Consider the following 24918-nt stretch of genomic DNA (forward strand, 5'->3'; position numbering starts at 1 on the left):
GAATTGCGGGGGGTCAGAGGTGCCGCAGGGAGGCCGGGGTGAGATCGGCGAGGGTCCGGTGCCCGGACAGGCCCATGGTCAGGTCGAGGTCGGCGAGCAGGCTCCGCAGCACGTGCCGGACGCCCTCCTCCCCCGCGTGCGCCAGGCCGTACACCCACGGCCGTCCCACCAGCACGGCCTTCGCCCCGAGCGCGAGCGCCTTGGCGATGTCGGCACCGGTGCGGATGCCCGAGTCGAACAGGATCTCCAGCCGGTCGCCGACCGCGGCCACGATCTCCGGGAGCGCGTCGAGCGACGCGATCGCGCCGTCGACCTGACGGCCGCCGTGGTTGGACACGACGATCCCGTCCATCCCGGCCTCGACGGCGCGGCGCGCGTCGTCGGGGTGCTGGATGCCCTTGAGCACGATCGGCCCGTCCCAGTGCTCGCGCAGGAACGGGAGCCGGTCCCAGGTGCTGTCGGTGCCGGTGATCATCGAGATCCAGCGCAGGATCGCGGTGGGCGGATCCTCCTCCGGCGTCTTCTCCAGCAGGCCGCGGAACACCGGGTCGCTCAGCGGGACACCGAGCCCGACCCCCTTGATGAACGGCAGGTACGCGTGGTCGAGGTCGTTCGGGCGCCACGCGAGGGTCCAGGTGTCGAGCGTGACCACTAGCGTGGTGAAGCCCGCGGCCTTCGCCCGCGCCAGGATGCTCGCGCAGACCTCGTTGTCCGTCGGCCAGTACAGCTGGAACCAGCGCGGCCCCTCGCCACTGGCTTCGGCGACGTCCTCGATGCTCGTGGACGACGCCGTCGACATGATGTACGGCAGCCCGACCGACGCCGCGGCCCGCGCGGCCGCCGGTTCGGCGCCCTCGTGCACGATCGACTGGACGCCGACCGGCGCCAGCAGCACCGGAGCGGGCACCGGCGTCCCCAGCACCGTCGTCGACAGATCGCGTTCGGTGGCGCCGGTGAGCATCCGGGGCACCAGGCGCCAGCGGTCGAACGCCTCTCGGTTGGCCCGCGCGGTGGCGCCCGATCCGGCCGAGCCCGCGACGTACCAGAACGGTCCGGGCTCGAGGATCTCCCGCGCGGACTCCTCCAGCTTCGTGGCGTCGGTGGAGCACGGCGGGAAGGTCCCGCCGAGCCCCTGCAGGTAGATCTCGTTCTGGTAGCCGCCGAACCGTTCGGTCACCCAGGCCTCCTCGTCACGTCGCCCTGGCCGGCTCGTCGCGGCGGGTCGAGCCTCGGACAATACTCGCCGGTAGCAACCAGGTGAGTTTCTCGGAGCGGATGACCGCGACTGGACCGATCACGGCCAGCAGGAGGACGTAGCCCGCGACGAACGGCGCGACCCGCGAGTCCAGCCCGGCGGCCGTCGCCATCGCGGCGAGCACGAGCGAGAACTCGCCGCGGGTGAGGACGGTGAGCCCGATGTTCACCCCGGCTTGGCGATCGAAGCCGTTCACGCGCGCGGCCAGCGCGCCGGCTCCGAGGTTCAGCACGATCGTCAGCGCCACCGCGATCAGCACCGGCACGACCACCGAGCCGACCGCGTTCGGGTCGATGCTGAGCCCGAAGATGAAGAAGAACAGCGCGCCGAACGCGTCCCGCAGCGGGAGTACCAGCTTGTGGATACGCGGCGCGACCTTCGAACCGCCGAGCATCATGCCGACCATGAACGCGCCGATCGCGTCGGACACCCCGACCTCTTCGGCGACAGCGGCACCCATCACCGCCACCCCGACGAAGCAGACGGTGAGCAGCTCGTCGTCGGCCGAACCGAACAGCTTCGACACCACCCGGCCACCCCAGCGGGCGAGCGCGGCCATCACGATCAGGAACGCGAAGGCCTTCCCGAAGTCGGCGAGCGCCGAACCGAAGCTCCCGGCGCCGGACAGCACCGGCTGCAGCAGCGCCAGGTACAGCGCGAGGAACAGGTCCTCGATCACGATGATGCCCATGATCAGCCGGGATTCGGGGTTGGTCATCCGGCGGGCTTCGAGCAGGAGTTTGGTGACGATCGCCGACGACGAGATACCGATGGCACCGGCGATGACCAGCGCCTCCCTGGTGCCCCAGCCCAGCAGGAAGCCGAACGCGAGCCCGCCGCCGATGTTGAGGATCAGGTAGATCAGCCCGGACCAGACGAGTTTGCGCCCGCCTTTGGCCAGGTCGTCGAGGGAGAATTCGAGGCCGAGGTAGAACAGGAGGAAGACGAGACCGAGCCCGGCGAGCACACCGAGCTCGGCCGGATCGTCCACAAGGGACAGTCCGGGGGTGTTGGGGCCGAAGACGAAACCGGCCAGCATGAACAGGGGAATGGTCGGCAGCCCGATACGGGCGCCCGCTCTGGCGATGACACCGGCGGCGAGGAACGCCCCGCCGACGGCCAGCAGGGCATGACCGGAACTCATGGAGACCTCCGATGGATGGCTGATGCGGCTTGGGGACCGGGTCAGCGCGGAGGTGCCCGAGCGGGTGCCTGGGGCACCGCTCGGGTGATGACGACGGGTTCACCCTGCTCAGGGGCGTAGCCGGTGTCAGGGAGGTCGACGGTCTCCGCTTCGGCGGGAGCGTCGGCAAGGGGAACTGTTTGCCCGCCGTGGAAGGCGGGCAGCGGATGGGTCGCGAAGACGGCGACCGGATCTTCCTTCGCGGCCCGCCCGTGCCCGTGGGGAACGGTCGGCGTGACGAAGGCGAAGACGAGCAAGAGCACGAGGAAGAAGACGGAACGGTGCCGTGTGGCGGGGGCACGGTTCGTCGTCATCTGCCCGCTACTTTACCAGTCCTTTATAGACTGATCGACGGCTCCCGCCACATGGGCAGCATCGGCGGCCCGCCCTCGGCCGCGAAAGCCGGTCCGTGATCGCGGAAACCCAGCCGCCGGTACAGTTTCGCGCTCTCCGCGCTGCTCGCCTCCAGATACGCGGGTACCGCGCCGTACCGGTCGAGCCCATACTTCAGCAGCCGTGCGCCGATCCCCTGCCGTTGCGCGTTCTTGCGGACGCCGATGAACTGGGCGTGGTGGTACTCGCCGCCGGGAGCGTGCTCCGTCATCAACTCGAACAACGCCGCGAGCCTGCCGATTTCTTCCCCGGTGAGCCCGGCGAACGCTTCGTCGTCGATGTCCTCGTCACCACCGGGCGCCCAAAGCGCGGCGGCGGACAGGTCGCCGGTGACGTCGACGTGGCCGCCGACGGCGAGCATCCCCAGCACGACCGCCCGATGGAAGATCGGCAGCGCCACCGCGCGGCGCTCGTCACCGGGAAAGACCCACATGCTCACCGGGTCTTCATGGAAGGCCTCGGACAGTACATCGATCACAGTGTCCATTTCGGACGGTTCGGCGGGCCGGACGATCATCGCCCCGCCCTCAGCACGACGGGCTCGTCGACTTCGAGCGGGCCGCCGATGGCGGCGTACGTCTCAGGATCCTTGGTCCGCAACACTTCCGCGCGCAGGAAACCGGCAAGGGCGGCGACGACCACGAGACCGGGCAGACCCCAGCGCAACAGGAACGTCCCGGCCGGGCCGAGCAGCAGATCGAAGTTGAGCAGGATCAGCGCGAGGACGGCCGACAGCGCGAGCATCGCCGCCCCCGGCGCGATCCAGCGGCGCCAGGCGTTTTCGGCGTCGCGGCGCCGTTTGAAAAAGCCGATCACCGAAAGCGAGACGGCGATCATGATCACCACGACACCGGTGGACGCGGTCGTGCCGAGCCAGGTGAACAGTTCGGTCACCGGATCACGGCCCGCGATCGCGAACAGCGACACGACCACCAGCGCCAGCGCCGTCTGCGTGAGCGAGCCCGCCACCGGCGCGCCGGTGCGCTTGCTGGTCTTGGCCAGCGAGCGAGGCAGCAGCCCTTCCCTGCCCAGCGCGAAGAAGTACCGCGCGACGGCGTTGTGGAAACTCAGCAGCGCCGCGCACTGGCCGGTCACGAACAGCGTGTACGCGACATCGGAGAACGTCTCGCCGAGGTGTTCTCCCGCCAGGGTGAACAGCAGGTCCGGGCCCTGCGCGGCGGCGGTGGTGACGATGACGTCCGGCCCGGTCCCCACGGCCAGCGCGAGTGACGAGACGACGTACAGCACCGCGGTGAGCCCGATCGCCGCGTACGTCGCACGCCCGACCGTGCGGCTGGGTTCCCGGGTCTCCTCGCCGTAGGTCGCCGCGCCCTCGAAACCGATGAACGCGGCGGCGGAGAACGCGAACACCGCGCCCACACCGGTGGTGAACAGGCTCGACGGCTCCAGCGGGACCCAGGAAACGGCGCCACCGGCGGGGTTCGCGAACAACGCGATGTCGACGACCGCGACGACGGCGACTTCGAGGCAGAGCGCCACCCCGAGCACCTTGGCGTTGAGATCGACCCGCAGGACGCCGAGCGCGCCGATGATCAGCACCATCACCAGCGCGCACAGCCACCACGGCGGCGGGGATCCGGTGAGCGTGCCCAGCCAGGTCGACACCGACCAGCCGAACAGTCCGTAGATGCTGATCTGGATGGCGTTGTAGGAGATCAGCGTGACGAACGCGATCCCGGCGCCGGTGGATTTGCCGATCCCGTTGGCGACGTACGGGTAGAACGCGCCCGCGTTGGTGATGTAGCGGCTCATCGCGGCGTAGCCGACCGCGAACAATCCGAGGATCGGGGCGAGCAGGAGGAACGACAGCGGCACCCCGATACTGCCGGTGACCGCGTAGTTGGTCGGGACCCCGCCCGCGATGGCGAAGAGCGGCCCCGCCGCGGCCACCACGAAGAACACGATCTGCGCGGCTCCGAGCCGTCGATGGCCGAGACCGCGCCGCGGTCTTTGCGTACCCATGAACCCGTCCCCCCGGACGTCGGTTTGGCGCTGGAGGTTCTCGATCTTGCGAGAGCCATCCCACCCTAGGGCCGGCCACCCCGGCGAGGTACGTCCGTTCAGGCTAAAAACGGACCTCGGGTCGCAGTGGTCCGCGCGCTACCGCTACTTTGGCCGTCCCGCACTACGACGCCGGGGGGCGTGCCATTCATGCGTCGGCTGACCTTGGTCGATTCCCTGTTCTTCCTCGCCCACGACGAGTTCACCGGAAAACCCGCGCTGCGAGGCACGGGACTCGGCATCGGAATGGCCGGTTCCGCGCTCTGTGATCTCCTCCTCGCCGAGCGGATCACCGTGGAACGCAAACGAATCCGGCCGTTGTCGCGCCGCGGCCTCGCCCATCCCCCGCTGGATCGGGTGTTCTCGGAAATCCTCCGTGAACCCGAGCGGCACACCGTCCGGGAATGGGTCGGCCATCTCCGCCACGATCTCGGGGCAACGGTCGCGGACAACCTGCTCGCCGCGGGGGTGATCGACCGCGAAACAGACCGGATGCTCATGCGGAAGAATCACCGCTATCCGCCACGGGATCTGCTGATGTCGACGGCCGCGCGCAGCAGGGTGAGGACGGCCGTCCTCGGCACCGATCAGCCGGATCCGCATTCGGTCTGCCTCGCCCTGCTGGCCTGGACCATCGGGCTCGACGATTTCTGCGAACCGGAACTCGACCGCGCCGGCCTGCGGGCTTGGGCCGGGTCCACGCATCGGGAACTCCCGAGGGCGCTCGCCGAACTGATCTCGGGGGTGGACGCGGTGAGCGCCGCCGTCGTCTACACCGGCGACCGGCGCTGACCGGCGGTAGCCTGACGCCATGCCTGCCGACCGTGACCACGACGTCGTGCTGTTCGGCGCCACCGGATTCACCGGTGGCCTGACGGCGGAATATCTCGCCCGCACCGCGCCGCCAGGTCTGCGCCTCGCCTTGGCCGGACGTGATCCCGTCAAGCTGGAAGCGCTGCGGGAAAAGCTTTTCTCGCTCAATCCGGCGCTCTCCGAGCTACCGTTGTTACGGACCGACGTCTCCGATACGGGCTCGCTGCGGAAGGTCGCCGAGGCCACGAAGGTCGTCGCCACCACGGTCGGCCCGTATGTCCACTATGGAGAACCGCTGGTCGCCGCGTGCGCCGAAGCGGGGACCGACTACGCCGACCTGTGCGGTGAGCCCGAGTTCGCCGACAAGATGTACCTCGCCCACCATGCCCGCGCGGTCGAGACCGGTGCCCGGCTCGTGCACGCGTGCGGTTTCGACTCGATCCCGCACGACCTCGGCGTGCTCTTCACGGTTTCCCAGCTACCACCAGGGAAACCGATCCGGATCGACGGGTACGTGCGCGCGGGAGCGGCCCCGTCGGGCGGCACCTTCCTCTCGGCGCTGACGGCGTTTTCGCGGCTGCCGTCGAGTTTCCGCGCCGCACGGGAACGCGCGGCGGCCGAACCGCGGCCGGAGGGCCGTCGTGCGCGCGCCGCGCTGGGCACACCCCATCGCAGCCCCGACGGTTTCTGGGCGGTGCCGCTGCCGACCATCGACCCGATGATCGTCGAACGTTCCGCCGCCGCGCTCCCGGTGTACGGCCCCGACTTCACGTACCGGCATTTCGCCGCGATCAAACGGCTTCCGGTGGTGGCCGCCGGCGCGGCCGGGATGGGTCTCGTCTTCGCCGCCGCCCAGCTCCCGCCCGCGCGACGGGCGCTGTCGAATCTGCTGAAGCCCGGCGGCGGTCCGGACGAGCAGCGACGGGCGCGGTCGTGGTTCTCCGTGCGGTTCCACGCCGAGAGCGGCGGCGAACGCGTCGTGACCGAGGTGTCCGGCGGCGACCCGGGGTACGGCGAGACGGCGAAGATGCTCGGCGAGTCCGCGCTGTGCCTGGCACTGGACGACCTTCCCGCGACGGCCGGGCAGGTCACCACGGCGACCGCGATGGGGCAGTCGCTGATCGACCGGCTGAGCGACGCCGGCCTGCGGTTCGCGACACTCTCGTGAGTGGTTAGGACGGTTCTAACCGTCCTAACCACTCACGAGGCCAGCAGGTCTTCAGCGGTCCGCGTGTTGATCACCCGGTCCGGCTCGATCCCCAGCTCGGTGGCCCGCGCGCAGCCGTAGACCAGCCAGTCCAGCTGGCCCGGCGCGTGCGCGTCGCTGTCGATCGCGAAGTCGCAGCCCAGCTCAACGGCCAGGTTCAGCAGGCGCGTCGGCGGGTCGCGCCGCTCGGGACGGGAGTTGATCTCGACGGCGACCCCGTTGTCCCGGCACGCGGTGAACACCGCCTCCGCGTCGAACTCCGACTCGGGCCGCTTCCCGCGGCCTCCCATCACCAGCCGCCCGGTGCAGTGCCCCAGCACGCGGACCCGAGGATGCCGCACCGCGGCGAGCATCCTCGGCGTCATCTCCTTGGCGGGCATCCGCAGTTTCGAGTGGACGCTCGCGACGACGAAGTCCAGCTGTTCCAGCAGTTCTTCCTCCTGGTCCAGCGTGCCGTCGAGGTGGATGTCGACCTCGATGCCGTGCAGGATCCGGAACGGTGCCATCTTCTCGTTCAGTTCGGCGACGACGTCCATCTGCCGCCGCAGCCGTTCGGGCGAAAGGCCGTTGGCGACGGTGAGCCGCGGCGAGTGGTCCGTCAGCACCATCCATTCGTGGCCGAGCGCGCGGGCGGCCTCGGCCATCTCGTCGATCGGGCTGCCACCGTCGGACCAATCCGAATGGGTGTGGCAGTCGCCGCGCAACGCCGCCCGCATGGGGCCGCCGTCGGGCAGCTTCGGCTCGCCGATCTTCTCGAAGTAGGCGGGACGGCGTCCGGCGAGGACGTCTTCGACGACGGCCGCGGTCGCCTTGCCGATGTTCGGCAACGCCGTCAGCGTGCCCGCCTCGGCGCGTTTGCGCAGGTCGTCGGGCTTGACCTTGGCGATCACCGAGGCCGCCTGCCGGAACGCCCTCACCCGGTAGGTCGGCTCGCCCGCACGCTCCAGCCGGAACGCGATCTCCCTCAACGCCTGCGCCGGTTCCATGGCTACCTGTCTACCCGGTCAGCGGCGAAGCGGCAGCTCATGAAGAGCTACGTCGCGCAGCTCGCCGTCGCGGATCTCGGCGGTCTGGTACGTGCAGAACGGCTGGCTCCGCCGGTCGGTCGGCGAGCCGGGGTTCAGCAGCCGCAGCCCCTTCGGCGTGACCGTGTCCCAGGGGATGTGGCTGTGCCCGAACACGAGGACGTCGGTGTCCGGGAACTGTTCGTCGCAGCGGCGCTCACGCCCCTGCTTGCCGCCGGTTTCGTGGATGACCGCCAGGCGGACCCCGTCGAGGTCCGCCCGCGCGATCTCGGGGAGCCGCGCCCGCAGGTCCGCGCCGTCGTTGTTGCCGTAGACCCCGATGAGCCGCTTGCTCCGTGCCTCGAGTTCGTCGAGCAGGGCGGCCTCGACCCAGTCACCGGCGTGGATGACGACGTCCGCCGCTTCGACCTCGCGCCAGACTTGGGCGGGCAGCCGCTTCGCACGCTGCGGCAGATGTGTGTCGGCGATGAGCAACAGGCGCATCATTCGTCTCCGATGGTCTCGAGGATCCGGTCCAGGAAGTCGCCGATATGGGCGCGCAGCAGCCCGGCCGCGCCGTCGGCGTCACCCTTCTTCGCCGCCGCCAGCACCGCCTTGTGCTCGGCCCATTCCCTGCGCCAGCTGGGATTCGCCGCCCAGCCGACCACACTGATCAGCGCCGCGCGGTCCCTGAGGTCGTCCAGCATCGAGACCATCAGCGGGTTGCCGCAGCCGCTGTAGAGCGCGCGGTGGAACCGGCGGTTGAGCAGGCTGAGCGCCGCCTGGTCCTTGTCCGAGATCGCCGCCGACGCCTCCTTCAGCGCCTCCGCGGCGTCTTCGAGCAGGTCCGGCGAGCGGCGTTCGACCGACCGGCGCACGGCCTCGGGCTCCAGCACCATGCGAACGTCGTAAACGGACTTCGCCAGCTCCGCGTCGACCACGCAGACCGAGGCGCCCTTGTACGGGCTGAAGGTCACCAATCCCGTGTTCGACAGCACCTTGAGCGCCTCGCGGACCGGCGTCTTCGACACCCCGAGCCGGGCCGCGAGTTCGGCTTCGACCAGCGGCTGGCCGGGCTTCAGCTCCCTGGTGAGGATGCCGCGGCGGATCTCTTCGAGCACCACTTCGGTCCGTGAAGCGGGCAGGCTGAACGTCGAAGGCATGGGCCGATCATATATGAGATGCCATAATCGCGATCATGAGGAACCCCGAGGAACTCCGAAGCCACCGCTGGTTCGGCGGCGACGAACTACGCGGCTTCAGCCACCGGGCCCGGAGCAGGCAACTCGGCTACAACCCGGAGGAGCATCTCGGGAAACCCGTCATCGCGATCCTCAACACCTGGAGCGACATCAACCCCTGCCACATGCATCTGCGCGAGCGGGCGGACCAGGTCAAACGCGGGGTGTGGCAGGCGGGCGGATTCCCGCTGGAGTTCCCGGTCGCGACCCTGTCGGAGACGTTCCAGAAGCCGACCCCCATGCTCTACCGCAATCTGCTTTCGATGGAGACCGAAGAGATCCTGCGGTCCTACCCCGTCGACGGAGCGGTCCTCATGGGCGGCTGCGACAAGACGACACCGGCGTTGCTGATGGGCGCGACGAGCGCGGGTCTGCCCGCGATCTTCGTCCCCGCGGGCCCGATGTTGCGCGGGCATTGGCGGAACGAAGTGCTCGGCAGCGGCACCGACATGTGGAAGTACTGGGACGACAAGCGGGCCGGGCTGATCGGCGCCGGGGAACTGTCCGAATTGGAGCGTGGACTGGCCCGTTCTCCCGGAACCTGTATGACGATGGGGACCGCGTCCACCATGATGTCGGTCGCGGAAGTGCTCGGCCTGACCTTGCCCGGCGCCGCGTCGATCCCCGCCGTCGACTCGGCGCACCACCGGATGGCCGCGGCGAGCGGAGCGCGTGTCGTCGAGATGGTGTGGGAGGACCTCACCGTCACGAAAATCCTCGACGAGCGCGCGTACGCCGACGCGATCACCACCGTGCTGGCGCTCGGCGGCTCGACCAACGCCGTCATCCATCTGATCGCGATGGCCGGGCGCGCGCGGATCCCGTTGTCTGTCGGCGATTTCGACGCGATCGCGCGCCGGGTCCCGGTACTGGCGAACATCCGGCCGGGCGGTGACTGGCTGATGGAGGATTTCTACTACGCCGGCGGGCTTCCCGGCCTGCTCTCCCGGCTGACCGACCTGCTGCACACCGATCGGGTCACCGTCACCGGCCGGACTCTCGGCGAAAACCTGGCTTCGGCGCGGGTGCACGACGACGACGTCATCCGCACGCGCGACAACCCGGTCGCCACCGAAGGCGGGGTCGCGGTGCTTCGCGGCAATCTGGCGCCGTCGGGCGCGGTGATCAAGCACATCGCCGCCGATCCCCGGCTGCTCGTCCACACCGGACCCGCGGTGGTCTTCGACGACCACGAGGACTTGAAGAACCGCATCAACGACCCCGCGCTCGGCATCACCGAGGATTCGGTCCTCGTCCTGCGCGGATCCGGCCCGCTCGGCGGCCCGGGGATGCCCGAGTACGGGATGCTGCCGCTGCCGGATCACCTGCTGGCCAAGGGCGTCCGGGACATGGTCCGCGTCTCCGACGCCAGGATGAGCGGCACCGGTTACGGCGCGTGCGTGCTGCACGTCGCGCCGGAATCCCACGTCGGCGGGCCGCTCGCTCTGGTCCGCGACGGCGACCGGATCACTTTGGACGTTCCCTCGCGACGGCTGAGCCTCGACGTCGATGATGCCGAATTGCAACGTCGCCGGGCACGATGGAACCCGCCCGCTCCGCGGTACGAAAGGGGTTACGGCGCGTTGTACACCGAACACATCACGCAGGCCGATGAGGGCTGTGACTTCGACTTTCTTGCCAGAGTGGGTGAAAATCCCGAACCTGACGCCCAGTGACCACCCGACGGAGTGACCCGCTCACCCAACCGGGCGAGTTGCACGACCACAAAACGCGCCCCGTATCTTGAACCTACGTCCGGAACGTAGGGAAGCCCGGATGTTCGATCACGACGCCCGGCCTCGCCGGACCGTGGAGGGTGGAGAGTTGCCGCAGGAACCGCGCTGGCCCGAGTCCCACGCTGAGCAGACGGACATTCTCCCGGTCGTCACGCCCGGGTTCGCGGAGTCTGCCACGCCGGAGGAGCCCGCGCCACCGAAGCGCCGCCGCAGCCACCGCAAGGCCGCCTTCATCGGCGGCGGCGTGTTCGGCCTGCTGGTCGTCGCGTACGCCCTCGACGTGCTGGTCTCCCAGGGCAGCGTCCCCCGTGGCGTCACCGTCGCCGGGGTGGACGTCGGCGGGATGGACCGCGCGGCGGCCGAGAAGGAGCTCCGCGGCGGCATCGAGCCGCGGCTGACCCGGCCGGTGAAGGTCGTCGCGGGCGACGCCGAGGAGTCGCTGGCGCCGAACAACGCGGGGTTGCGCCTCGACTGGCCCGCCACCCTCGACCAGGCCGGCGACCAGCCGCTGAACCCGTTCACCCGGATCGCGTCGTTCTTCTCGACCACCGAGGTCGGCGTCGTCACCCAGACCGACGACGCCAAGCTCACCGCCGCGCTGGAGAACCTGCGCGACAAGGTCGATCGCGATCCGATCGAGGGCACCGTGCGCTTCGAGGAGGCCAAACCGGTCGCCGTCGAGCCGAAGACGGGGCAGAAGCTCGACGTCGAAGCAGCCAAGAAGACCATCCTGGAGCGCTGGGCCGGCGGTGAGCCGCTCACGCTCGCGGTCACCCAGACCCCGGTCAAGGTTTCGGCGGAGGCCGTCCACGCCGCTCTCGAGCAGATCGCGAAGCCCGCCGTGGCGTCGCCGATGGTCGTCAAGGGCGAGGGCAAGGACGCCGTCGTCAAACCCGCGCAGATCGCGGCCGCGCTGACCTTCGAGCCGGTCGACGGCGGGGTGCTGAACCCGAAGGTGGACAACAACAAGATCATCGAGGCCGCGAGCCCGCAGCTGAAGTCCACCGAGAAGGAGGGCAAGGACGCGCAGATCGTCTTCGAAGGCGGCAAGCCGACCGTGCAGCCCTCCGAGGACGCCAACGTCGTCGACTGGGAGCCGAGCCTCAAGCCGGTGCTCGACGTGCTCAAGCGCGCCGCGCCCCGCGAGCTGCCCGTGACCTACAAGAAGACCCCGGCCAAGGTGACCACCGAGCAGGCCAACCAGCTCGGCATCAAGGAGGTCGTCAGCGAGTTCAAGACCGGCGGGTTCGCGCCGGACTCGGGGACGAACATCCGGGTCGTGGCGCAGAAGGTCAACGGCGCCATCGTGAAGCCGGGCGAGACGTTCAGCCTCAACGGGTTCACCGGGCCGCGCGGCACCGCGCAGGGCTACGTCGAGGCCGGTGTCATCAAGGACGGCGCGCCCGGGCGCGAGGTCGGCGGCGGGATCTCGCAGTTCGCGACGACGCTGTACAACGCCTCGTACTTCGCCGGCATGAAGGACACCGAGCACAAGGAACACAGCTACTACATCAGCCGCTACCCCGCCGCGCGCGAGGCGACCGTGTTCCAGAACCACAGCGGCGGCAGCGTGATCGACCTGAAGTTCACCAACGACACCGACACCGGGGTCGCGATCCAGACCATCTGGACGCCGTCGGACATCACGATCCGGCTGTGGGGCACCAAGAAGTACACCGTCGAGTCGATCCCCGGCGGCCGCACCAATCCGTCCGATCCGCCGACGAAGCCCGGCCCCGCCGAGAACTGCAAGCCCAGCAACGGCGCGCCCGGCTTCACCACGTCGGACACCCGGGTCATCAAGGACGCCTCGACCGGCCGCGAGATCCGTCGTCACACCAGGAACGTGCACTACAACCCGCAGCCCAAGATCACCTGCGGCACGGAGTAGCCCCGGAAGTACGTGAAGGCCCCCTTCACTGCGCCTAGCGCAATGAAGGGGGCCTTCACGTACTTGCGAGGGTTCACCGCACGCGTGCAGGGCGGTACGCTCGGTGACTCACCCGACCTGGCGGGGGTGGTCACCTCGTGGAGCCCAAGGCGACCTTCCGGCGGATCCTCGCGGTCGGCGAACTGCGGGCGATCTGGTTCGCGGAACTCCAGTCGATCCTCGGCGACCAGGTGGCCAGGGTCGCCCTGTCGGTGCTGGTGTTCGAGCGGACCCGTTCGGCGACGTGGCCCGCGCTGACCTACGCGCTCACCTATCTGCCCGATCTGATCGGCGGACCGCTGCTCGGCGGACTGGCCGACCGGTTCCCGCGCCGCGCGGTGATGGTCTGCTCCGACGTCGTCCGCGCGCTCCTGGTCGCGGTGCTCGCCGTCCCCGGCATCCCGCTGCCCGTACTCGCCGCCGTGCTGGTGGTGGTGCAACTGGCCAACGCGCCGTTCACCGCCGCGCAGGCCGCGGTCCTGCCGTCGGTGCTCAGCGGGGATTCCTACGTCCTCGGCCAGTCCCTGCTGAAGATCACCAACCAGGTCGGCCAGCTCGCCGGATTCGCCTTGGGCGGCGCGGTGATCGCCGCGATCGGGCCGGGCCGCGGGCTGGCGCTGGACGCGGTGACGTTCGGCGTCTCGGCGATCGTCCTGCGGCTGGGGGTCCGCGCCCGGCCCGCTTCGGGTGCGAGCGGACCGGCGACGTCGACCCTGCGCCGGCTTTCGGCGGGCGCCAGGACGATCTGGCACGATCGACGGCTGCGCGCGCTGGTCGGGCTGGCGTGGCTGGCGGGTTTCGTGATCGTGCCGGAAGGGCTCGCGGTGCCCTACGCCGCGGAGATCGGCGGCGGCGCGGCGACGGCGGGACTGCTGCTCGCGGCGCATCCCGCCGGGATCGTGCTCGGGGTGTTCGCGCTGAGCAGGCTGGTGCGGCCCGAAGTCCGCTTGCGCATGGTCGGCGGGCTGGCCCTCGGCGCCATCGTGCCGCTCGCGGCGTTCTGGTTCCGGCCATCGCTCCCCTACGCCGCCGGACTGCTCTTGCTGTCCGGGATGTGCGCGGCCTACCAGGTCACCGCGAGCACCACGTTCATGCGGCTGGTACCCGACACCGAACGAGGCCAGGCCTTCGGCCTCGCCGGGTCGGGACTCATCGCCGTGCAGGGAATCGGGCTGATCGCCGGCGGCCTGCTCGTCGGCGTGCTCGGTTCACCCGCGACGACGGTCTCGGTCATCGCACTCGCCGGTCTCGTAGTGGCTGTTCCGGCCACCCGGGCTTGGCGCCACGTGGCCCCGCTTCACCCCCTTTGACCGGAACCGGGTATTCACCAGTTCTGCCCGCGCATGGAGCTCACCCCCTCCACTTCCCCGATCCGGTCACGCGTGGTGCACCCACGCCTACCCATACAGCGTAGTGACACCTAGTATCCAACCGATTACGTTCGTCTCCGTGGCGCTAACGAATTGGGCGCTGTGGCGGCTACCCAACCGCGGCTTGATCGGCTTCGTCCTCCTGGTGGACGTCGCGGCGATCGCCGGATCCGCCTGGTCTTTTCTCCGGGTCCCGTTCACTCACGGCGACGCCCTCCCCTTCTCGATCCTGATCGTCAGCGCCGTCGCGTACACGGAGTTGTCGCGTCCGGTCGAGCGCGTGCGGGAACGGTTCGCGGGCACACCGCACATCTCGCTCGACAGCGTGTGGACCTTCGCCGCCGTGCTGCTGGTGCACCCGGCGCTCGCCGCGCTGGTCATTGCCGTGTCGTTCTTCTACCGCTGGTTCCGCGGGCAGCCGAACCCGTTGTTCCGGCGGGTGTTCTCCGCCTCGGCGACCGTGCTCTCGGGGTTCGCGGCCGCCGCCTTCCTCTCCCGGTACGCGGCCCCGTTCGACCTACTGCCCCGCGACGTCTCCTCGTTCTGGTCGATCGTCGCGGCGGGCGGGGTCTTCCTGCTGGTCAACACCGTGCTGATGACCATCGCGGTGTTCTACGGCACGCCGCACGAGCGGCTGCGCGACGCGCTGGCGAAACCGTTCGAATACGCGCTCGAAGCGGCCACGATCGCGCTCGGCGTCATCGTCGCGTGGGCGTTGCGGGACTGGCCCGTGGTGCTGCTGCTGGTCGTCGGGATCACGCTGGTGCTGCACCGCGGAGTCCTGCTGCGGCAACTGAAACGGCAGGCGCGCAGCGACGCCAAGACCGGGCTGCTCAACGCCAAGGCGTGGCGCGAAGCGGCGGCCGACGAACTCGACCGCGCGCGGCGCGCGGGACGGCACACCAGCCTGTTGATGGTCGACGTCGACCGGTTCAAACTGATCAACGACCGGCACGGGCATCTGGTCGGCGACCGGTATCTGGCGGCCATCGCGGAAACGCTGCGCACCGAGGTGCGCGGCACGGATCTGGTCGGGCGGTTCGGCGGCGAGGAGTTCGTCGTCCTGCTGCCCGGCACGCCCGCCGTCCACGCCCACGCGATCGCGGAGCGGATCCGGTCGAGCGTGGCTTCGCGCGCCGGTGACCTGCCCGAGCACGTCACCGTGTCGATCGGCCTCGCCGACCGGCCGGGCGTCAGCGATCTGGACGCCGTACTCGCCGTCGCGGATCGGGCGCTCTACGAGGCGAAGAACACGGGGCGGAACCGGACTTCGGGCTACCAGGTCACCGGCTGACTTCGTCGCGTTTCAGGGTAGGCCGGCGAGCGACTTCTCGAGGACCTCGTCGGACAGCGCGTGGTCGGAAATGTCGCCCGCCAGATACGCGCCGTACGCCGGAAGGTCGAGGTGAGCATGCCCGCACAGCGCGGTCAGAATCACCTTCTCCTCTCCGGTTTCCTTGCACCGCAACGCTTCCTGAATGCACGCGGCGAGGGCGTGGGTCGGCTCGGGCGCGGGGATGATGCCCTCCGTGCGGGCGAACCGCACGCCTGCCGCGAAACAGTCCTCCTGCCCGATGGCGACCGCGTCGATCAGCCCGAGCTCGTAGATATGCGAGATCAGCGGCGACATCCCGTGGTAGCGCAGGCCGCCGGCGTGAATCGGGTCGGGGATGAAGTCGTGACCGAGCGTGTGCATCTTCAGCAACGGCGTCAACCCGGCGGTGTCCCCGAAGTCGTACGCGTACTTCCCGCGGGTGAGGGTCGGGCAGGCGGCCGGTTCGACCGCGCGGATCACCGGATCCATCCGGCCGGCGAGTTTTTCGCGCAGGAACGGGAAGGCGAGCCCGCCGAAGTTGGATCCGCCGCCCGTGCAGCCGACGAGGACGTCCGGGGTGTCCCCGGCCAGTTCGAACTGCTTGAGCGCCTCTTCGCCGATGATCGTCTGGTGCAGCAGCACGTGGTTGAGCACGCTGCCGAGCGCGTACCGCGTGTTCTCCGCCTGCGCCGCCTGCTCGACCGCCTCGCTGATCGCGATGCCGAGACTCCCGGCCGAGTCCGGGTCCGCGGCCAGGATCGCGCGGCCGGATTCGGTCAGCTCGGACGGGCTGGGGTGCACCGTCGCGCCGAAGGTCTCCATCATCAGCTTGCGATACGGCTTCTGATCGAACGAAGCGCGGACCTGCCACACCTCGCACTCGAGCCCGAAGGTGGCGCACGCGAACGCGAGCGCGCTACCCCACTGTCCCGCGCCGGTTTCCGTGGTCAGCCTGGTGACCCCCTCCGCCGCGTTGTAGAACGCCTGCGGGACGGCGGTGTTGGGCTTGTGCGAGACGACCGGGCTGACACCTTCGTACTTGTAGTAGATGCGGGCGGGAGTGCCGAGCGCCTTCTCCAGCCGCCTCGCGCGGAACAGCGGCGACGGCCGCCAGAGCCGGTAGACGTCGAGGACCTCTTCCGGGATGTCGATGTACCGTTCGGTGCTGACTTCCTGGGCGATGAGCGCCTGCGGGAACAGGGGCGCGAGGTCGTCCGGGCCGACCGGCTCACGGGTGCCCGGATGCAACGGCGGCGGTGGCGGCTCCGGCAGATCCGGGACGACGTTGTACCACCTGGCCGGCATGTCGGCTTCGTCGAGGATGTATTTGGTCCGCTCCGCCATTGAGCCTCCTCTGTCCGTCCCTTCAACCTAAAGGGACGGACGGCGTGACACCAGGGATCGCTACTACGGTGTGGGCATGGGGAATTTCGTACTGCTCGACGCACCGTCCAATCTCGGACTGCGCCCGCCCGCCGAAGGTGTGGTCCCCGGCTGCTACAAAGCGCCGGGCGCGCTCCGTGACCACGGCCTGCTCACCCGTTTGGGGGCGACCGACGGCGGTGTCGTCACCCCGCCGCGATATCTGCCCGACCGGTCGCCCGGCGGCGGCGTGCGCAACGCGGCCGGGATCGCGACCTACACCGCGGCCCTCGCCGGACGGCTGGCGAAGATCCGCGCGGACGGTGGCTTCCCGGTGGTGCTCGGCGGCGACTGTTCGATCGCGCTCGCCGCCATGCTCACTCTTCGCCGCGAAGGCCGCTTCGGCATCGTCTACTTCGACGGTCACGACGACTTCCGGCACCTCGGCAATTCCGATCACGTCGCCAACGTGGGCGGTGAGGCCCTCGCCGTCGTCACCGGCCGTGGCCGACCGGAACTGGCCGATGTGGACGGTCTGGGGCCGTACGTCCGTGACGAAGACGTCCTCGTGCTCGGTGTTCGCGCGGAGGAATCCACCGAGGCGCGGGACGCGGGGCTGCGCGTCGTGACCAGCCAGGAGATCATGGCCTCCGGCACCGGCGGCGCACTCGCCGCCGCCCGCGAGATCTTCGCGCCGCTGGACGGTTTCTGGATCCACATCGACATCGACACGCTCGATCCGGAATTCGTGTCCGCTGTGGACAGTCCCGATCCCGGCGGGCTCAGCCCGGACAAGCTCGTCGAACTGCTCCGCGGCCTGCTCGCCATCCCCGGCGCCGCCGGGCTGGAACTGACCATCTTCGATCCCGACCTCGACCCCGACGGCACACAGGCCGCCCTGGTGGCGGACTGCCTCGTGCGCGCACTGGAAGGAACCCGATGACCAAGGTGACCGTCGCCGACGGCTCGTTCGACGCCCCGCTCTGGCTGCCCGAATCCGGCTCCGGTCCGGGGCTGGTGCTGATCCAGGAGATCTTCGGGCTCGACGACTACCTCAAATCGGTCGCCGCCGATCTGGCCGCCCTCGGTTACGTCGTCGCCGTGCCTGAACTGTTTTGGCGAATCTCCCCCGGCTGGTCGGCCACGCACGACGAAGCCGGGCTTTCGGCCTCGATGGCCGTCGCCGGCCGGCTCGATCCGGCACGCGCCGTCACCGACGTGCTCGCGACCCTCGCGACGCTGCGCGACCTGCCCGAAACCGATGGCCGCGCAGGCGTCTTCGGTTTCTGCCTCGGCGGCTCGATGGCCTACGCGGCCGCGGCCGAAGGCGACCCGGATGTCGCGGTCTCGTACTACGGCTCGCGTGTTCCGGAGCAACTTCCGTTGCTGGACAAGATCACCTGCCCGATCCAGTTCCAGTTCGGCGGCGAGGATCCCTACATTCCCGTCGAAGGCGTGCGTCGCCTTGCCGACGCGGTCGCTGCTCACGACGGAGCGGAGATCCACATCCACGAGGGGGCGGGGCACGCGTTCCACAACCACGTGGCGCCGATGTTCCACCAGCCGGAGCCCGCCGCGGCGGCTTGGGCACTGACGCTGGAGTTCCTCGGGCGGGTCTTCCCCGCGTGAGTGAGCATTGGGCCTCGTGAGTGTTAAGGACGGTTAGAACCGTCCTTAACACTCACGAGGTACTTCGCTGTGGGCGAAGCACCGGAATATGTCGGTGCCTCCCGGTAGTTTCCCCACCATGGCCACATTGGTGAGTTTTCACGCCCACCCCGACGACGAGTGCATCGTCGCGGGTGGCGTCATGCGCAAGGCCTTCGAGGAAGGTCACCGTGTCGTGCTCGTCGTCGCGACCAGGGGGGAGGTCGGCGAGGTGCCGGACGGTTTCCTCGACGACGGAGAGGAGTTGTGGCAGCGCCGCGTGCAGGAGACGCACGCTTCCGCCGAGGTCCTGGGGGCCAAGCGGGTGGAGTTCCTGGGGTACACCGATTCCGGCATGATGGGCGAGCCGCGCAACGACGTGCCCGGCACGTTCTGGCAGGCCGACGTCGAGGAGGCCGCGCAGCGGCTGGCCGCGATCCTGCGCGAGGAGCAGGCCGACGTCCTGACCGTCTACGACGACAACGGCGGCTACGGGCATCCTGATCACATCCAGGTCCATCGCGTCGGGAAGCGCGCGGCCGAGCTGGCGGGCACGCCGCGGGTCTACGAGGCGACGAGCAACAGTGACGAGATGCGCCGCGGCATGGAGGAGGCGGTGCGGACGGGGCAGATGAAGGCCGAGGACCTTCCCGATTTCGAAGACGGTTCCGAGTTCGGCAAGCCGGAAGCGATCCTGACCGCGAGGGTCGACGTCACGGAGTACCTGTCTCACAAGCGGGCCGCGATGCGCGCGCACGCCAGCCAGATCAGTGAGGATTCGTTCTTCCTCGCGATGCCCGACGAGGCCTTCGCGCAGGCGTTCGGCGTCGAGTGGTTCATCCGTGCCGGGCAGGGTCCGGGCATCACGGAGACCGATCTCATGGCCGGTCTCTGACCGATGGGCATGTGCGGGGCGTACCTGCGGGTCACGTCCGACGAACTACGTGGACTGAGCGAGAAACCCGAGCGGTACTGGGAGTACGCCGAGAAGGCCGACGGCACCGAGCGGGCGGTGGACGTCGACAAGGCCTGGCACGCGCTGTGGTTCCTGGGCGGGCGGGCCGGGTTCGAGGTCGACTTCGTGCTGGGCGGAACACTGCTGGGAGAAGCCGACAGTGACGGGCCACCGCGGCATTTCACCGCGGACGAGGTGCGGACGATCTCGGCGGAGATGGCGCGGACCGGGTTCGATCGGCTCTCACACGGTGTCGAGCTGTCGGAACTCGAGGCCGAGGGGATCTACCCGTCGATCTGGGACGAGCCCGACGCGCTGGATTACGTGCGCGGGTACTACGACGAACTGGCGGCCTTCTTCGCCGGGGCCGCGAAGGCCGGGGAGCCGGTCGTCACGATCATCACCTGACGAGTCCGTGAAGGCCTCCTTGAGGGACTCTGGGTCCCTCAAGGAGGCCTTCACGGAATTGATCAGGCCGTGGCGGCGGTGACGTCGAGCTCGACGAGCTGCCCGCGATACCCGAGCTGCGCGACCCCGAGCAGGGTGCTCGCGGTGGTGAAGGCCTCCCCGATCTCCGACTCGACGAACCGGTCCCACACGGCCGAGAGCACGTCGGCGTCCGGCGTGACCACGTAGATCACCGTGCGCACCACGTCGGCCGGGGTCGCCTTGGCGAAGGCGAGCGCGGCGGCGGTGTTCGCGACGACCTGGTCGACTTGGGCGAGCACGTCGCCCTCGACGACCTTGCCGTCTTCGGCGAGCGGGCACTGGCCGGCGAGGTGGATGTCCCGCCGTCCTTCGACGATGGTCACGTGGTGGTAGGTGGGCGTGGGGTGCAGACCAGGTGGATGGTGGCGTTGAATGGTCACGAGCCGCATCCTCACCGAGGCGGTCGCGACGGGACAACCGGATTTCACGGGAGAGCCATGCGCAGGACGATCGACTGGACCGGTGACGCGGTCACGATCATCGACCAGACCGTCCTGCCCGCGGAGTATCGCGTACTCGAACTGCGCACGGTCGGCGAACTCGTCGACGCCGTCCAGCGGCTGGCGGTGCGCGGGGCGCCGGCGCTCGGCGCGGCGGGGGCGCTCGGTGTCGTGCTCGCGGCCCGCGCGGGAGGTGACGTCGAAGCCGAGGCGCACCGCGTCGCTCAGGCGCGGCCGACGGCGGTCAACCTGAGCTGGGGTGTCTCCCGCGCCCTCGCGAAGCTCCCGGAGGGGCCGGAAGCCGTTCTCGCCGAAGCGCTGGCGATCCTCGACGAGGACGAGCGGATCAACCACGAAGCCTCCCGGCTGGCGGCCGGCGTGGTGCTCGAACACTGTGCGCGGCGGCCGTTGCGGCTGCTCAGTCACTGCAACGCGGGCCACCTCGCCACGGTCGCCTGGGGCAGCGCGCTCGGCGTCGTCTGGCATCTTCAGGCCCGTGGCCTGGTCGAGTCCGTGCTGGTCGACGAGACCCGGCCGCTGCTGCAAGGCGCCCGCCTTACCGCGTGGGAACTGGCCGAAGCCGGTGTCCCGTACCGGATCCAGCCCGACGCCGCGGCCGCCGCCGCGATGAGCCGCGGCCTGGTCGACTGCGTGCTCGTGGGCGCCGACCGGATCGCCGCCAACGGCGACGTCGCCAACAAGATCGGCACCTACGGCCTGGCGATCGCGGCGAAGCACCACGGAGTCCCGTTCGTGGTCGTCGCCCCGTCGTCCACTGTGGACACCGCGATGCCGGACGGCGCCGGGATCGTGATCGAGGAACGCGATCCCGGCGAGGTCCTGAGTTTCGGTGGCACGAAGGTCGCTCCCGAAGGCGCCGAGGTGTTCAACCCGGCCTTCGACGTGACGCCGTTCGAGCTGGTCACCGCGGTCGTCACCGAGCAGGGGGTGCTGCGCCCGTGATCAGCTTGGTGAACAAGGCGGCCATTTCCGCGTCGTCGTAGCTCAACGGGAGCGTGTCGAAGTAGTAGCGGAGAACGCCTGGTCCGGTGCCCACGAATCACCGTCACCCCGAGCAGAACCGATGCCACACCAAGGAATCTCTTGATTTTCACACCTGGTCGCCTTGGCAAGAGCGGCCACGCGAAGTCGATTACCCGGCAGGTAATGCGGGCTAGAAGGATTCGAGGCAGGACGGCTCGCGGTCGGTGGCGAACGCGGCCGTCGCCCGGGAAACCGCGCCGGCGGTCCGCTCCTTGATCCGGCCCGCGGCGGCCAGCGTGCTGGGCCTGGTCCCGCCGAGGAAGATCGCGCCGAGATCGTCCACGCCCAGTTCCAGATCCGGTGCGTCCTCCACCTGCGTCACCTCGGCGTTGCCGTCCTCGTCGGTGACAAGCCGCCAGTTCCCGGTGTTCCACGGACAGAAGGCATCGCGGACGCCGAGCACCAGATCCACCGGAGCGCCATAGCGCCGGGTGACGAGGCCGCGGTCGACGTCGACGAGCCGGAGCCACAAGGAGTCACCGGCGGACCGGGTCATGGCGCGGGGGTTGGCGAGCAGATGGACGAGCGGCTCGTCGAGGGCGGTGAACCCTTCCACCGTGACGACCAGGTCGTAGTCGAGCAGGAAGCGATACAGCGTCGCGTACGCCTCCGGAGTGGTCGCGACCATTTCCTGCACGGTCAGGATCCCTCGCGGGCCTTCCTCGTTCCAGTCGTTCTTCAGCCGGTAGATCACGTAGCCGTCCGGGAGGACGGCGAACTTGAGCGCGGTCGCGCCGTGACGGCGGTACTCGGGGTCGTCGAGCACGAATTCCCAGGTCGACTCGGGCCTGTCGAGTGCGCCGACCCGTTGTGGCGCTTCCTTTTCGTAGATCGCCTTGATCAGCGGAATCGCCTGTTTCCGCCCGACTTCGCGTACTCGGTCGGCTTCGAGTTCGACGCCGGGCCGGAACTCGGACTTGGCGCGCACTTTCGCGCGGTGGAACTGCGCCGCGAGGCCATAACCGAAACGGGGATAGATGACCGCTTCGGACGCCCACAACGCGGCGATCGGTTCACCGCCGTCTTCGTGCAGGCCGTGCAGTTGCGCCCGCATGACCCGGGTGAGCACCCCCCGCCTGCGGTGGCCCGGCGCGACGGCGACCGACGTCACCGCGGCGAGCGGCGTCTGCCCGGCACCGGGAACGGTGATCTCGCGGGTGAGCAGTTCCCCCACTCCGACGAGGTCGTCGCCGTCGAAGACACCGTGCGTGCGGTCCGGCTCGAACACCAGCCGTTCGCGGTGTTTCAAGCCTTCCGTCGGGTCGGTCAGGAAGGCGCTCGCGAGCAGTTCCGCGAACGCGGGCAGGTCGTCGGCGGTCAAGGTGCGGAGGGTCAAGCCGTCATCGCTCACCCTGTCGTCCTACGCCTCTTCACCGACGACCGCCACGCATTAAAGTGCGGTCGTCAGGGCCGCGGCCCGATCACCTCACCCTTTTCCGTCACCTCGATGGCCATCGCGGGACACGAGTCCGCCGCGTCCAGCACCGTCTCGTCCGGCTCCACCTCTCCCGTGACCAACGTCGCCGTGGCACCGTCGAGTGCGAAGACCTCCGGCTTCAGCGCGGCGCACATCCCCGAGCCGATGCACGTATCGCCATCGACGTCGACTTTCCAGCTCATGCTCACCATCCGATCGGCATGGAGCGGGGCCCCCGCACCAGCATCTGCGTCTTCCACACGATATCGCCGTCGAGGTGCAGTCCGGGGAGATCCCGCAGCAACGCCCGCAGGGCCTCCTGCAGTTCCAGCCGCGCCAGCGGGGCGCCGAGGCAGTGGTGCACGCCGTGCCCGAAACCGAGGTGAGGATTGGACTCCCGGCCGAATTCGAGGGTTTCCGCCGACGTGAACTGGAGCGCGTCCCGGTTGGCGGCACCGATCGCGACCATCACCGGCTCGCCCTCCTTCACGAGCACATCACCCACCTGGATGTCTTCGGTGGCGTAGCGGGCGAACCCGGCTCCGGCACCCAGAGGGATGAATCGCAGCAGTTCCTCGACCGCGGCCGGGATCAGGTCCAGGTCCGCGCGCAGCCGGGCGAGCTGCTCCGGCTGTTCGAGCAGGGCGTAGACGAAGTTGGGGATCTGGCTGGCGGTGGTCTCGTGGCCGGCGATCAGGATGCCGATGCACATGTCGACCAGTTCCAGCTCGCTGAGCCGGTCGCGGACGTCGCGCGCCTCGATCAGCGCGGTCATCAGGTCGTCCTGGGGCTCGGCGCGATGCTGCTCGACGAGCACGTGCATGTACGCCCGCAGCTCGTCCTGGTTGGCCATCATCTCTTCGGTGGTCAGCGGGCTGGTCGACAGCGCGGCGTCGCTCCACACGCGGAACTTCGGCCGGTCCTCGACCGGGACACCGAGCAGTTCGCAGATCACCGCGACCGGGATCGGCAGCGCGTAGTCCTCGACCAGGTCGGCGGGCTGCCCCTTGGCCTTCATGTCCTGGATCAGGCCCGCCGCCAGCTCGGCGACGCGCGGCCGCAGCAGTTCGACGCGCCGCATGGTGAACGCCTTCGCGACCAGCGTGCGCAGCCGGGTGTGATCCGGCGGGTCCATGCTCAGGATCCCGCCGGGCCGCCTGCCCGGCGCCATCCGCGGCTCGTCCCGTTCCGCCGCCATCGCACGGGAGAAGCGCCGGTCGCCCAGTACGAAGCGCGCGTCGGCGTATCGGGTGGCGAGCCACGCCGGCTCACCGTGCGGAAGACGGACACGGAGCATGCCCTTGGTCGCGCGGGCGGCCGCGTAGGCCTCGTTGAGTTCGAGCCCGGCGTCTTCGTTGAAGGGATAGGCGACGAATTCGGTGTCTGTGGTGGTCATTTATCCGGAAACCCCCCGGCTCGGCGGTTTGTAAGCAACTGCTTACAACGCTAACCATGATCACGGTGAGCGTCAATGCGCCTACCGTGCGACGTCCGGCTAGCCTTTGGCGATGACGGAAGAACCGCAGGTCCGCAAGCGTGACGCGGCCGCGACCAGGGCGGCCCTGCTCGACGCGGCGGCGGCTCTCTTCGCCGAACGCGGTTTCGACCGGACGACCGTGCGCGACATCGCGAAACTCGCCGGGGTCAATCAGGCCTTGCTTTTCCGCTACTTCGGTTCGAAGGACGCGCTGTTCGAGGAGGTCCTGGCGCGCGGCGGACGCGAGCAGATCGCCACCACCCCGCCGGACGAACTGCTCGGGACGGCGTTGCGCAGCATGCTGGAGTCCGACACCGGCCGCGACCGCACCCTCGACGCGTACCTGCGCTCGACGGGGCACGACAGCGCCGCCGCCGCGGTCCGGCGGCAGCTCGGCGAGGAGTACGCCAAGGTGCTCGCCACGCTGACCGACGCCGAAGACGCGGACCTGCGGGCCGACCTGATCCTCGCCTGGCTGCTCGGGATCGGTCTGGTCCGCGACATCACCGGCAAGGAACCGCTGGCCAGCGCGGATCCCGACGACGTCTGCCGCCTGGTGCTCGGCGCGGCGCGGACGTTGCTGGAGCGCAGCGGGTAATTACGTCGCCTTCCCCGGCG

The 24918-nt window shown here is 69.5% G+C and carries 25 protein-coding genes; 12 read left to right on the top strand and 13 right to left on the bottom strand.

Annotated elements, in window-relative coordinates; translation table 11 throughout:
- Positions 1-13: 13 nt before the first annotated feature.
- The 5 genes from BLW75_RS15205 to BLW75_RS15225 are packed head-to-tail and all read right to left on the bottom strand — an operon-like array spanning position 14 to position 4814.
- Entirely contained in the window at positions 14-1177 is a 1164-nt protein-coding gene (locus BLW75_RS15205) for a lactate 2-monooxygenase (protein ID WP_034312832.1), read from the bottom strand.
- A gap of 13 nt (positions 1178-1190) precedes the next feature.
- The gene (locus BLW75_RS15210; protein WP_034312835.1) at positions 1191-2399 is read right to left on the bottom strand and encodes a cation:proton antiporter; all 1209 of its coding nucleotides are present in this window, start codon (positions 2397-2399) and stop codon (positions 1191-1193) included.
- A 41-nt stretch (positions 2400-2440) separates the two neighbouring features.
- Entirely contained in the window at positions 2441-2752 is a 312-nt protein-coding gene (locus tag BLW75_RS15215) for a hypothetical protein (RefSeq protein ID WP_034312837.1), read from the bottom strand.
- A gap of 23 nt (positions 2753-2775) precedes the next feature.
- The gene (locus BLW75_RS15220; RefSeq protein WP_034312839.1) at positions 2776-3348 is read right to left on the bottom strand and encodes a GNAT family N-acetyltransferase; all 573 of its coding nucleotides are present in this window, start codon (positions 3346-3348) and stop codon (positions 2776-2778) included.
- Complete coding sequence (locus tag BLW75_RS15225; protein WP_034312842.1) at positions 3345-4814, bottom strand: APC family permease; 1470 nt, start codon at positions 4812-4814, stop codon at positions 3345-3347. The genes BLW75_RS15220 and BLW75_RS15225 overlap by 4 nt, the downstream gene beginning before the upstream one ends.
- 189 nt (positions 4815-5003) lie before the next feature.
- Between BLW75_RS15225 and BLW75_RS15230 the strand changes: the two genes are divergently transcribed.
- Positions 5004-5645: a GOLPH3/VPS74 family protein gene (locus BLW75_RS15230; protein ID WP_034312845.1), complete on the top strand. Its 642-nt coding sequence runs from the start codon at positions 5004-5006 to the stop codon at positions 5643-5645.
- Between the two features lie 19 nt (positions 5646-5664).
- Entirely contained in the window at positions 5665-6834 is a 1170-nt protein-coding gene (locus BLW75_RS15235; RefSeq protein ID WP_034312848.1) for a saccharopine dehydrogenase family protein, read from the top strand.
- A 32-nt stretch (positions 6835-6866) separates the two neighbouring features.
- Here the strand turns inward: BLW75_RS15235 and BLW75_RS15240 are convergent, their stop codons facing one another.
- From BLW75_RS15240 to BLW75_RS15250, 3 genes are read right to left on the bottom strand one after another with little or no spacing between them, the layout of a single operon-like run.
- The gene (locus BLW75_RS15240) at positions 6867-7859 is read right to left on the bottom strand and encodes a PHP domain-containing protein (protein ID WP_034312851.1); all 993 of its coding nucleotides are present in this window, start codon (positions 7857-7859) and stop codon (positions 6867-6869) included.
- A gap of 18 nt (positions 7860-7877) precedes the next feature.
- Positions 7878-8381 carry a metallophosphoesterase family protein gene (locus BLW75_RS15245; RefSeq protein ID WP_034312853.1) on the bottom strand — a complete coding sequence of 168 codons (504 nt, stop codon included), beginning with the start codon at positions 8379-8381 and terminating at the stop codon, positions 7878-7880.
- A complete protein-coding gene (locus BLW75_RS15250) occupies positions 8381-9040 on the bottom strand; it encodes a GntR family transcriptional regulator (RefSeq protein ID WP_034312855.1) in 660 nt (219 codons plus the stop codon). The genes BLW75_RS15245 and BLW75_RS15250 overlap by 1 nt, the downstream gene beginning before the upstream one ends.
- A gap of 35 nt (positions 9041-9075) precedes the next feature.
- On the opposite strand from BLW75_RS15250, the gene araD reads away from it, so the two are divergent.
- From araD to BLW75_RS15270, 4 genes are all read left to right on the top strand, one after another.
- Positions 9076-10794: an L-arabinonate dehydratase gene (araD, locus tag BLW75_RS15255; protein ID WP_034312857.1), complete on the top strand. Its 1719-nt coding sequence runs from the start codon at positions 9076-9078 to the stop codon at positions 10792-10794.
- A gap of 148 nt (positions 10795-10942) precedes the next feature.
- The gene (locus BLW75_RS15260; protein WP_034313012.1) at positions 10943-12745 is read left to right on the top strand and encodes a VanW family protein; all 1803 of its coding nucleotides are present in this window, start codon (positions 10943-10945) and stop codon (positions 12743-12745) included.
- A 137-nt stretch (positions 12746-12882) separates the two neighbouring features.
- On the top strand, positions 12883-14094 hold the full coding sequence (locus tag BLW75_RS15265; RefSeq protein ID WP_034312860.1) for an MFS transporter: 1212 nt from the start codon (positions 12883-12885) through the stop codon (positions 14092-14094).
- 139 nt (positions 14095-14233) lie between these two features.
- Positions 14234-15448, top strand: a complete 1215-nt coding sequence (locus BLW75_RS15270; protein WP_241783624.1) for a GGDEF domain-containing protein — start codon at positions 14234-14236, stop codon at positions 15446-15448.
- Between the two features lie 12 nt (positions 15449-15460).
- Here the strand turns inward: BLW75_RS15270 and BLW75_RS15275 are convergent, their stop codons facing one another.
- Complete coding sequence (locus tag BLW75_RS15275; protein ID WP_034312865.1) at positions 15461-16813, bottom strand: TrpB-like pyridoxal phosphate-dependent enzyme; 1353 nt, start codon at positions 16811-16813, stop codon at positions 15461-15463.
- A gap of 76 nt (positions 16814-16889) precedes the next feature.
- Here BLW75_RS15275 and BLW75_RS15280 point away from each other — a divergent pair, with 76 nt between their 5' ends.
- The 4 genes from BLW75_RS15280 (at position 16890) to BLW75_RS15295 (ending at position 19841) form a co-directional block, all read left to right on the top strand.
- Positions 16890-17774, top strand: a complete 885-nt coding sequence (locus tag BLW75_RS15280; RefSeq protein WP_034312867.1) for an arginase family protein — start codon at positions 16890-16892, stop codon at positions 17772-17774.
- A complete protein-coding gene (locus tag BLW75_RS15285; protein WP_034312870.1) occupies positions 17771-18460 on the top strand; it encodes a dienelactone hydrolase family protein in 690 nt (229 codons plus the stop codon). The genes BLW75_RS15280 and BLW75_RS15285 overlap by 4 nt, the downstream gene beginning before the upstream one ends.
- Before the next feature lie 118 nt (positions 18461-18578).
- Positions 18579-19373 (top strand): PIG-L family deacetylase, encoded by a 795-nt coding sequence (locus BLW75_RS15290; RefSeq protein ID WP_034312871.1) that lies wholly within the window; start codon positions 18579-18581, stop codon positions 19371-19373.
- 3 nt (positions 19374-19376) lie between these two features.
- Positions 19377-19841, top strand: coding sequence for a YfbM family protein (locus tag BLW75_RS15295; RefSeq protein ID WP_034312872.1), 465 nt, complete (start codon positions 19377-19379; stop codon positions 19839-19841).
- A gap of 62 nt (positions 19842-19903) precedes the next feature.
- On the opposite strand, the gene BLW75_RS15300 is transcribed toward BLW75_RS15295, so the two are convergent.
- A complete protein-coding gene (locus tag BLW75_RS15300; protein WP_034313015.1) occupies positions 19904-20302 on the bottom strand; it encodes a RidA family protein in 399 nt (132 codons plus the stop codon).
- Between the two features lie 57 nt (positions 20303-20359).
- Here BLW75_RS15300 and mtnA point away from each other — a divergent pair, with 57 nt between their 5' ends.
- On the top strand, positions 20360-21325 hold the full coding sequence (gene mtnA / locus BLW75_RS15305) for an S-methyl-5-thioribose-1-phosphate isomerase (RefSeq protein WP_034312875.1): 966 nt from the start codon (positions 20360-20362) through the stop codon (positions 21323-21325).
- Between the two features lie 211 nt (positions 21326-21536).
- On the opposite strand, the gene BLW75_RS15310 is transcribed toward mtnA, so the two are convergent.
- From BLW75_RS15310 to BLW75_RS15320, 3 genes are read right to left on the bottom strand one after another with little or no spacing between them, the layout of a single operon-like run.
- On the bottom strand, positions 21537-22757 hold the full coding sequence (locus BLW75_RS15310; protein ID WP_034312882.1) for a GNAT family N-acetyltransferase: 1221 nt from the start codon (positions 22755-22757) through the stop codon (positions 21537-21539).
- Positions 22758-22810: 53 nt separating this feature from the next.
- Positions 22811-23026, bottom strand: coding sequence for a ferredoxin (locus BLW75_RS15315; protein WP_198935744.1), 216 nt, complete (start codon positions 23024-23026; stop codon positions 22811-22813).
- A gap of 2 nt (positions 23027-23028) precedes the next feature.
- A complete protein-coding gene (locus tag BLW75_RS15320) occupies positions 23029-24219 on the bottom strand; it encodes a cytochrome P450 (protein WP_034312887.1) in 1191 nt (396 codons plus the stop codon).
- A gap of 112 nt (positions 24220-24331) precedes the next feature.
- Here BLW75_RS15320 and BLW75_RS15325 point away from each other — a divergent pair, with 112 nt between their 5' ends.
- A complete protein-coding gene (locus tag BLW75_RS15325; RefSeq protein WP_034312890.1) occupies positions 24332-24898 on the top strand; it encodes a TetR/AcrR family transcriptional regulator in 567 nt (188 codons plus the stop codon).
- Positions 24899-24918: the final 20 nt, after the last annotated feature.

This window comes from Amycolatopsis lurida (genome assembly GCF_900105055.1).
GTDB lineage: Bacteria > Actinomycetota > Actinomycetes > Mycobacteriales > Pseudonocardiaceae > Amycolatopsis > Amycolatopsis lurida.

Bases quoted from the DNA above. Each gene is read 5' to 3' on its own strand.
- BLW75_RS15315 (WP_198935744.1), bottom strand. From the start codon at position 23,026: ATGAGCTGGAAAGTCGACGTCGATGGCGATACGTGCATCGGCTCGGGG.
- BLW75_RS15325 (WP_034312890.1), top strand. From the start codon at position 24,332: ATGACGGAAGAACCGCAGGTCCGCAAGCGTGACGCGGCCGCGACCAGG.
- BLW75_RS15240 (WP_034312851.1), bottom strand. From the start codon at position 7,859: ATGGAACCGGCGCAGGCGTTGAGGGAGATCGCGTTCCGGCTGGAGCGT.
- araD (WP_034312857.1), top strand. From the start codon at position 9,076: ATGAGGAACCCCGAGGAACTCCGAAGCCACCGCTGGTTCGGCGGCGAC.
- BLW75_RS15275 (WP_034312865.1), bottom strand. From the start codon at position 16,813: ATGGCGGAGCGGACCAAATACATCCTCGACGAAGCCGACATGCCGGCC.
- mtnA (WP_034312875.1), top strand. From the start codon at position 20,360: ATGCGCAGGACGATCGACTGGACCGGTGACGCGGTCACGATCATCGAC.
- BLW75_RS15295 (WP_034312872.1), top strand. From the start codon at position 19,377: ATGGGCATGTGCGGGGCGTACCTGCGGGTCACGTCCGACGAACTACGT.
- BLW75_RS15215 (WP_034312837.1), bottom strand. From the start codon at position 2,752: ATGACGACGAACCGTGCCCCCGCCACACGGCACCGTTCCGTCTTCTTC.
- BLW75_RS15210 (WP_034312835.1), bottom strand. From the start codon at position 2,399: ATGAGTTCCGGTCATGCCCTGCTGGCCGTCGGCGGGGCGTTCCTCGCC.
- BLW75_RS15250 (WP_034312855.1), bottom strand. From the start codon at position 9,040: ATGCCTTCGACGTTCAGCCTGCCCGCTTCACGGACCGAAGTGGTGCTC.
- BLW75_RS15230 (WP_034312845.1), top strand. From the start codon at position 5,004: ATGCGTCGGCTGACCTTGGTCGATTCCCTGTTCTTCCTCGCCCACGAC.
- BLW75_RS15245 (WP_034312853.1), bottom strand. From the start codon at position 8,381: ATGCGCCTGTTGCTCATCGCCGACACACATCTGCCGCAGCGTGCGAAG.
- BLW75_RS15285 (WP_034312870.1), top strand. From the start codon at position 17,771: ATGACCAAGGTGACCGTCGCCGACGGCTCGTTCGACGCCCCGCTCTGG.
- BLW75_RS15280 (WP_034312867.1), top strand. From the start codon at position 16,890: ATGGGGAATTTCGTACTGCTCGACGCACCGTCCAATCTCGGACTGCGC.
- BLW75_RS15235 (WP_034312848.1), top strand. From the start codon at position 5,665: ATGCCTGCCGACCGTGACCACGACGTCGTGCTGTTCGGCGCCACCGGA.
- BLW75_RS15320 (WP_034312887.1), bottom strand. From the start codon at position 24,219: ATGACCACCACAGACACCGAATTCGTCGCCTATCCCTTCAACGAAGAC.
- BLW75_RS15220 (WP_034312839.1), bottom strand. From the start codon at position 3,348: ATGATCGTCCGGCCCGCCGAACCGTCCGAAATGGACACTGTGATCGAT.
- BLW75_RS15225 (WP_034312842.1), bottom strand. From the start codon at position 4,814: ATGGGTACGCAAAGACCGCGGCGCGGTCTCGGCCATCGACGGCTCGGA.
- BLW75_RS15290 (WP_034312871.1), top strand. From the start codon at position 18,579: ATGGCCACATTGGTGAGTTTTCACGCCCACCCCGACGACGAGTGCATC.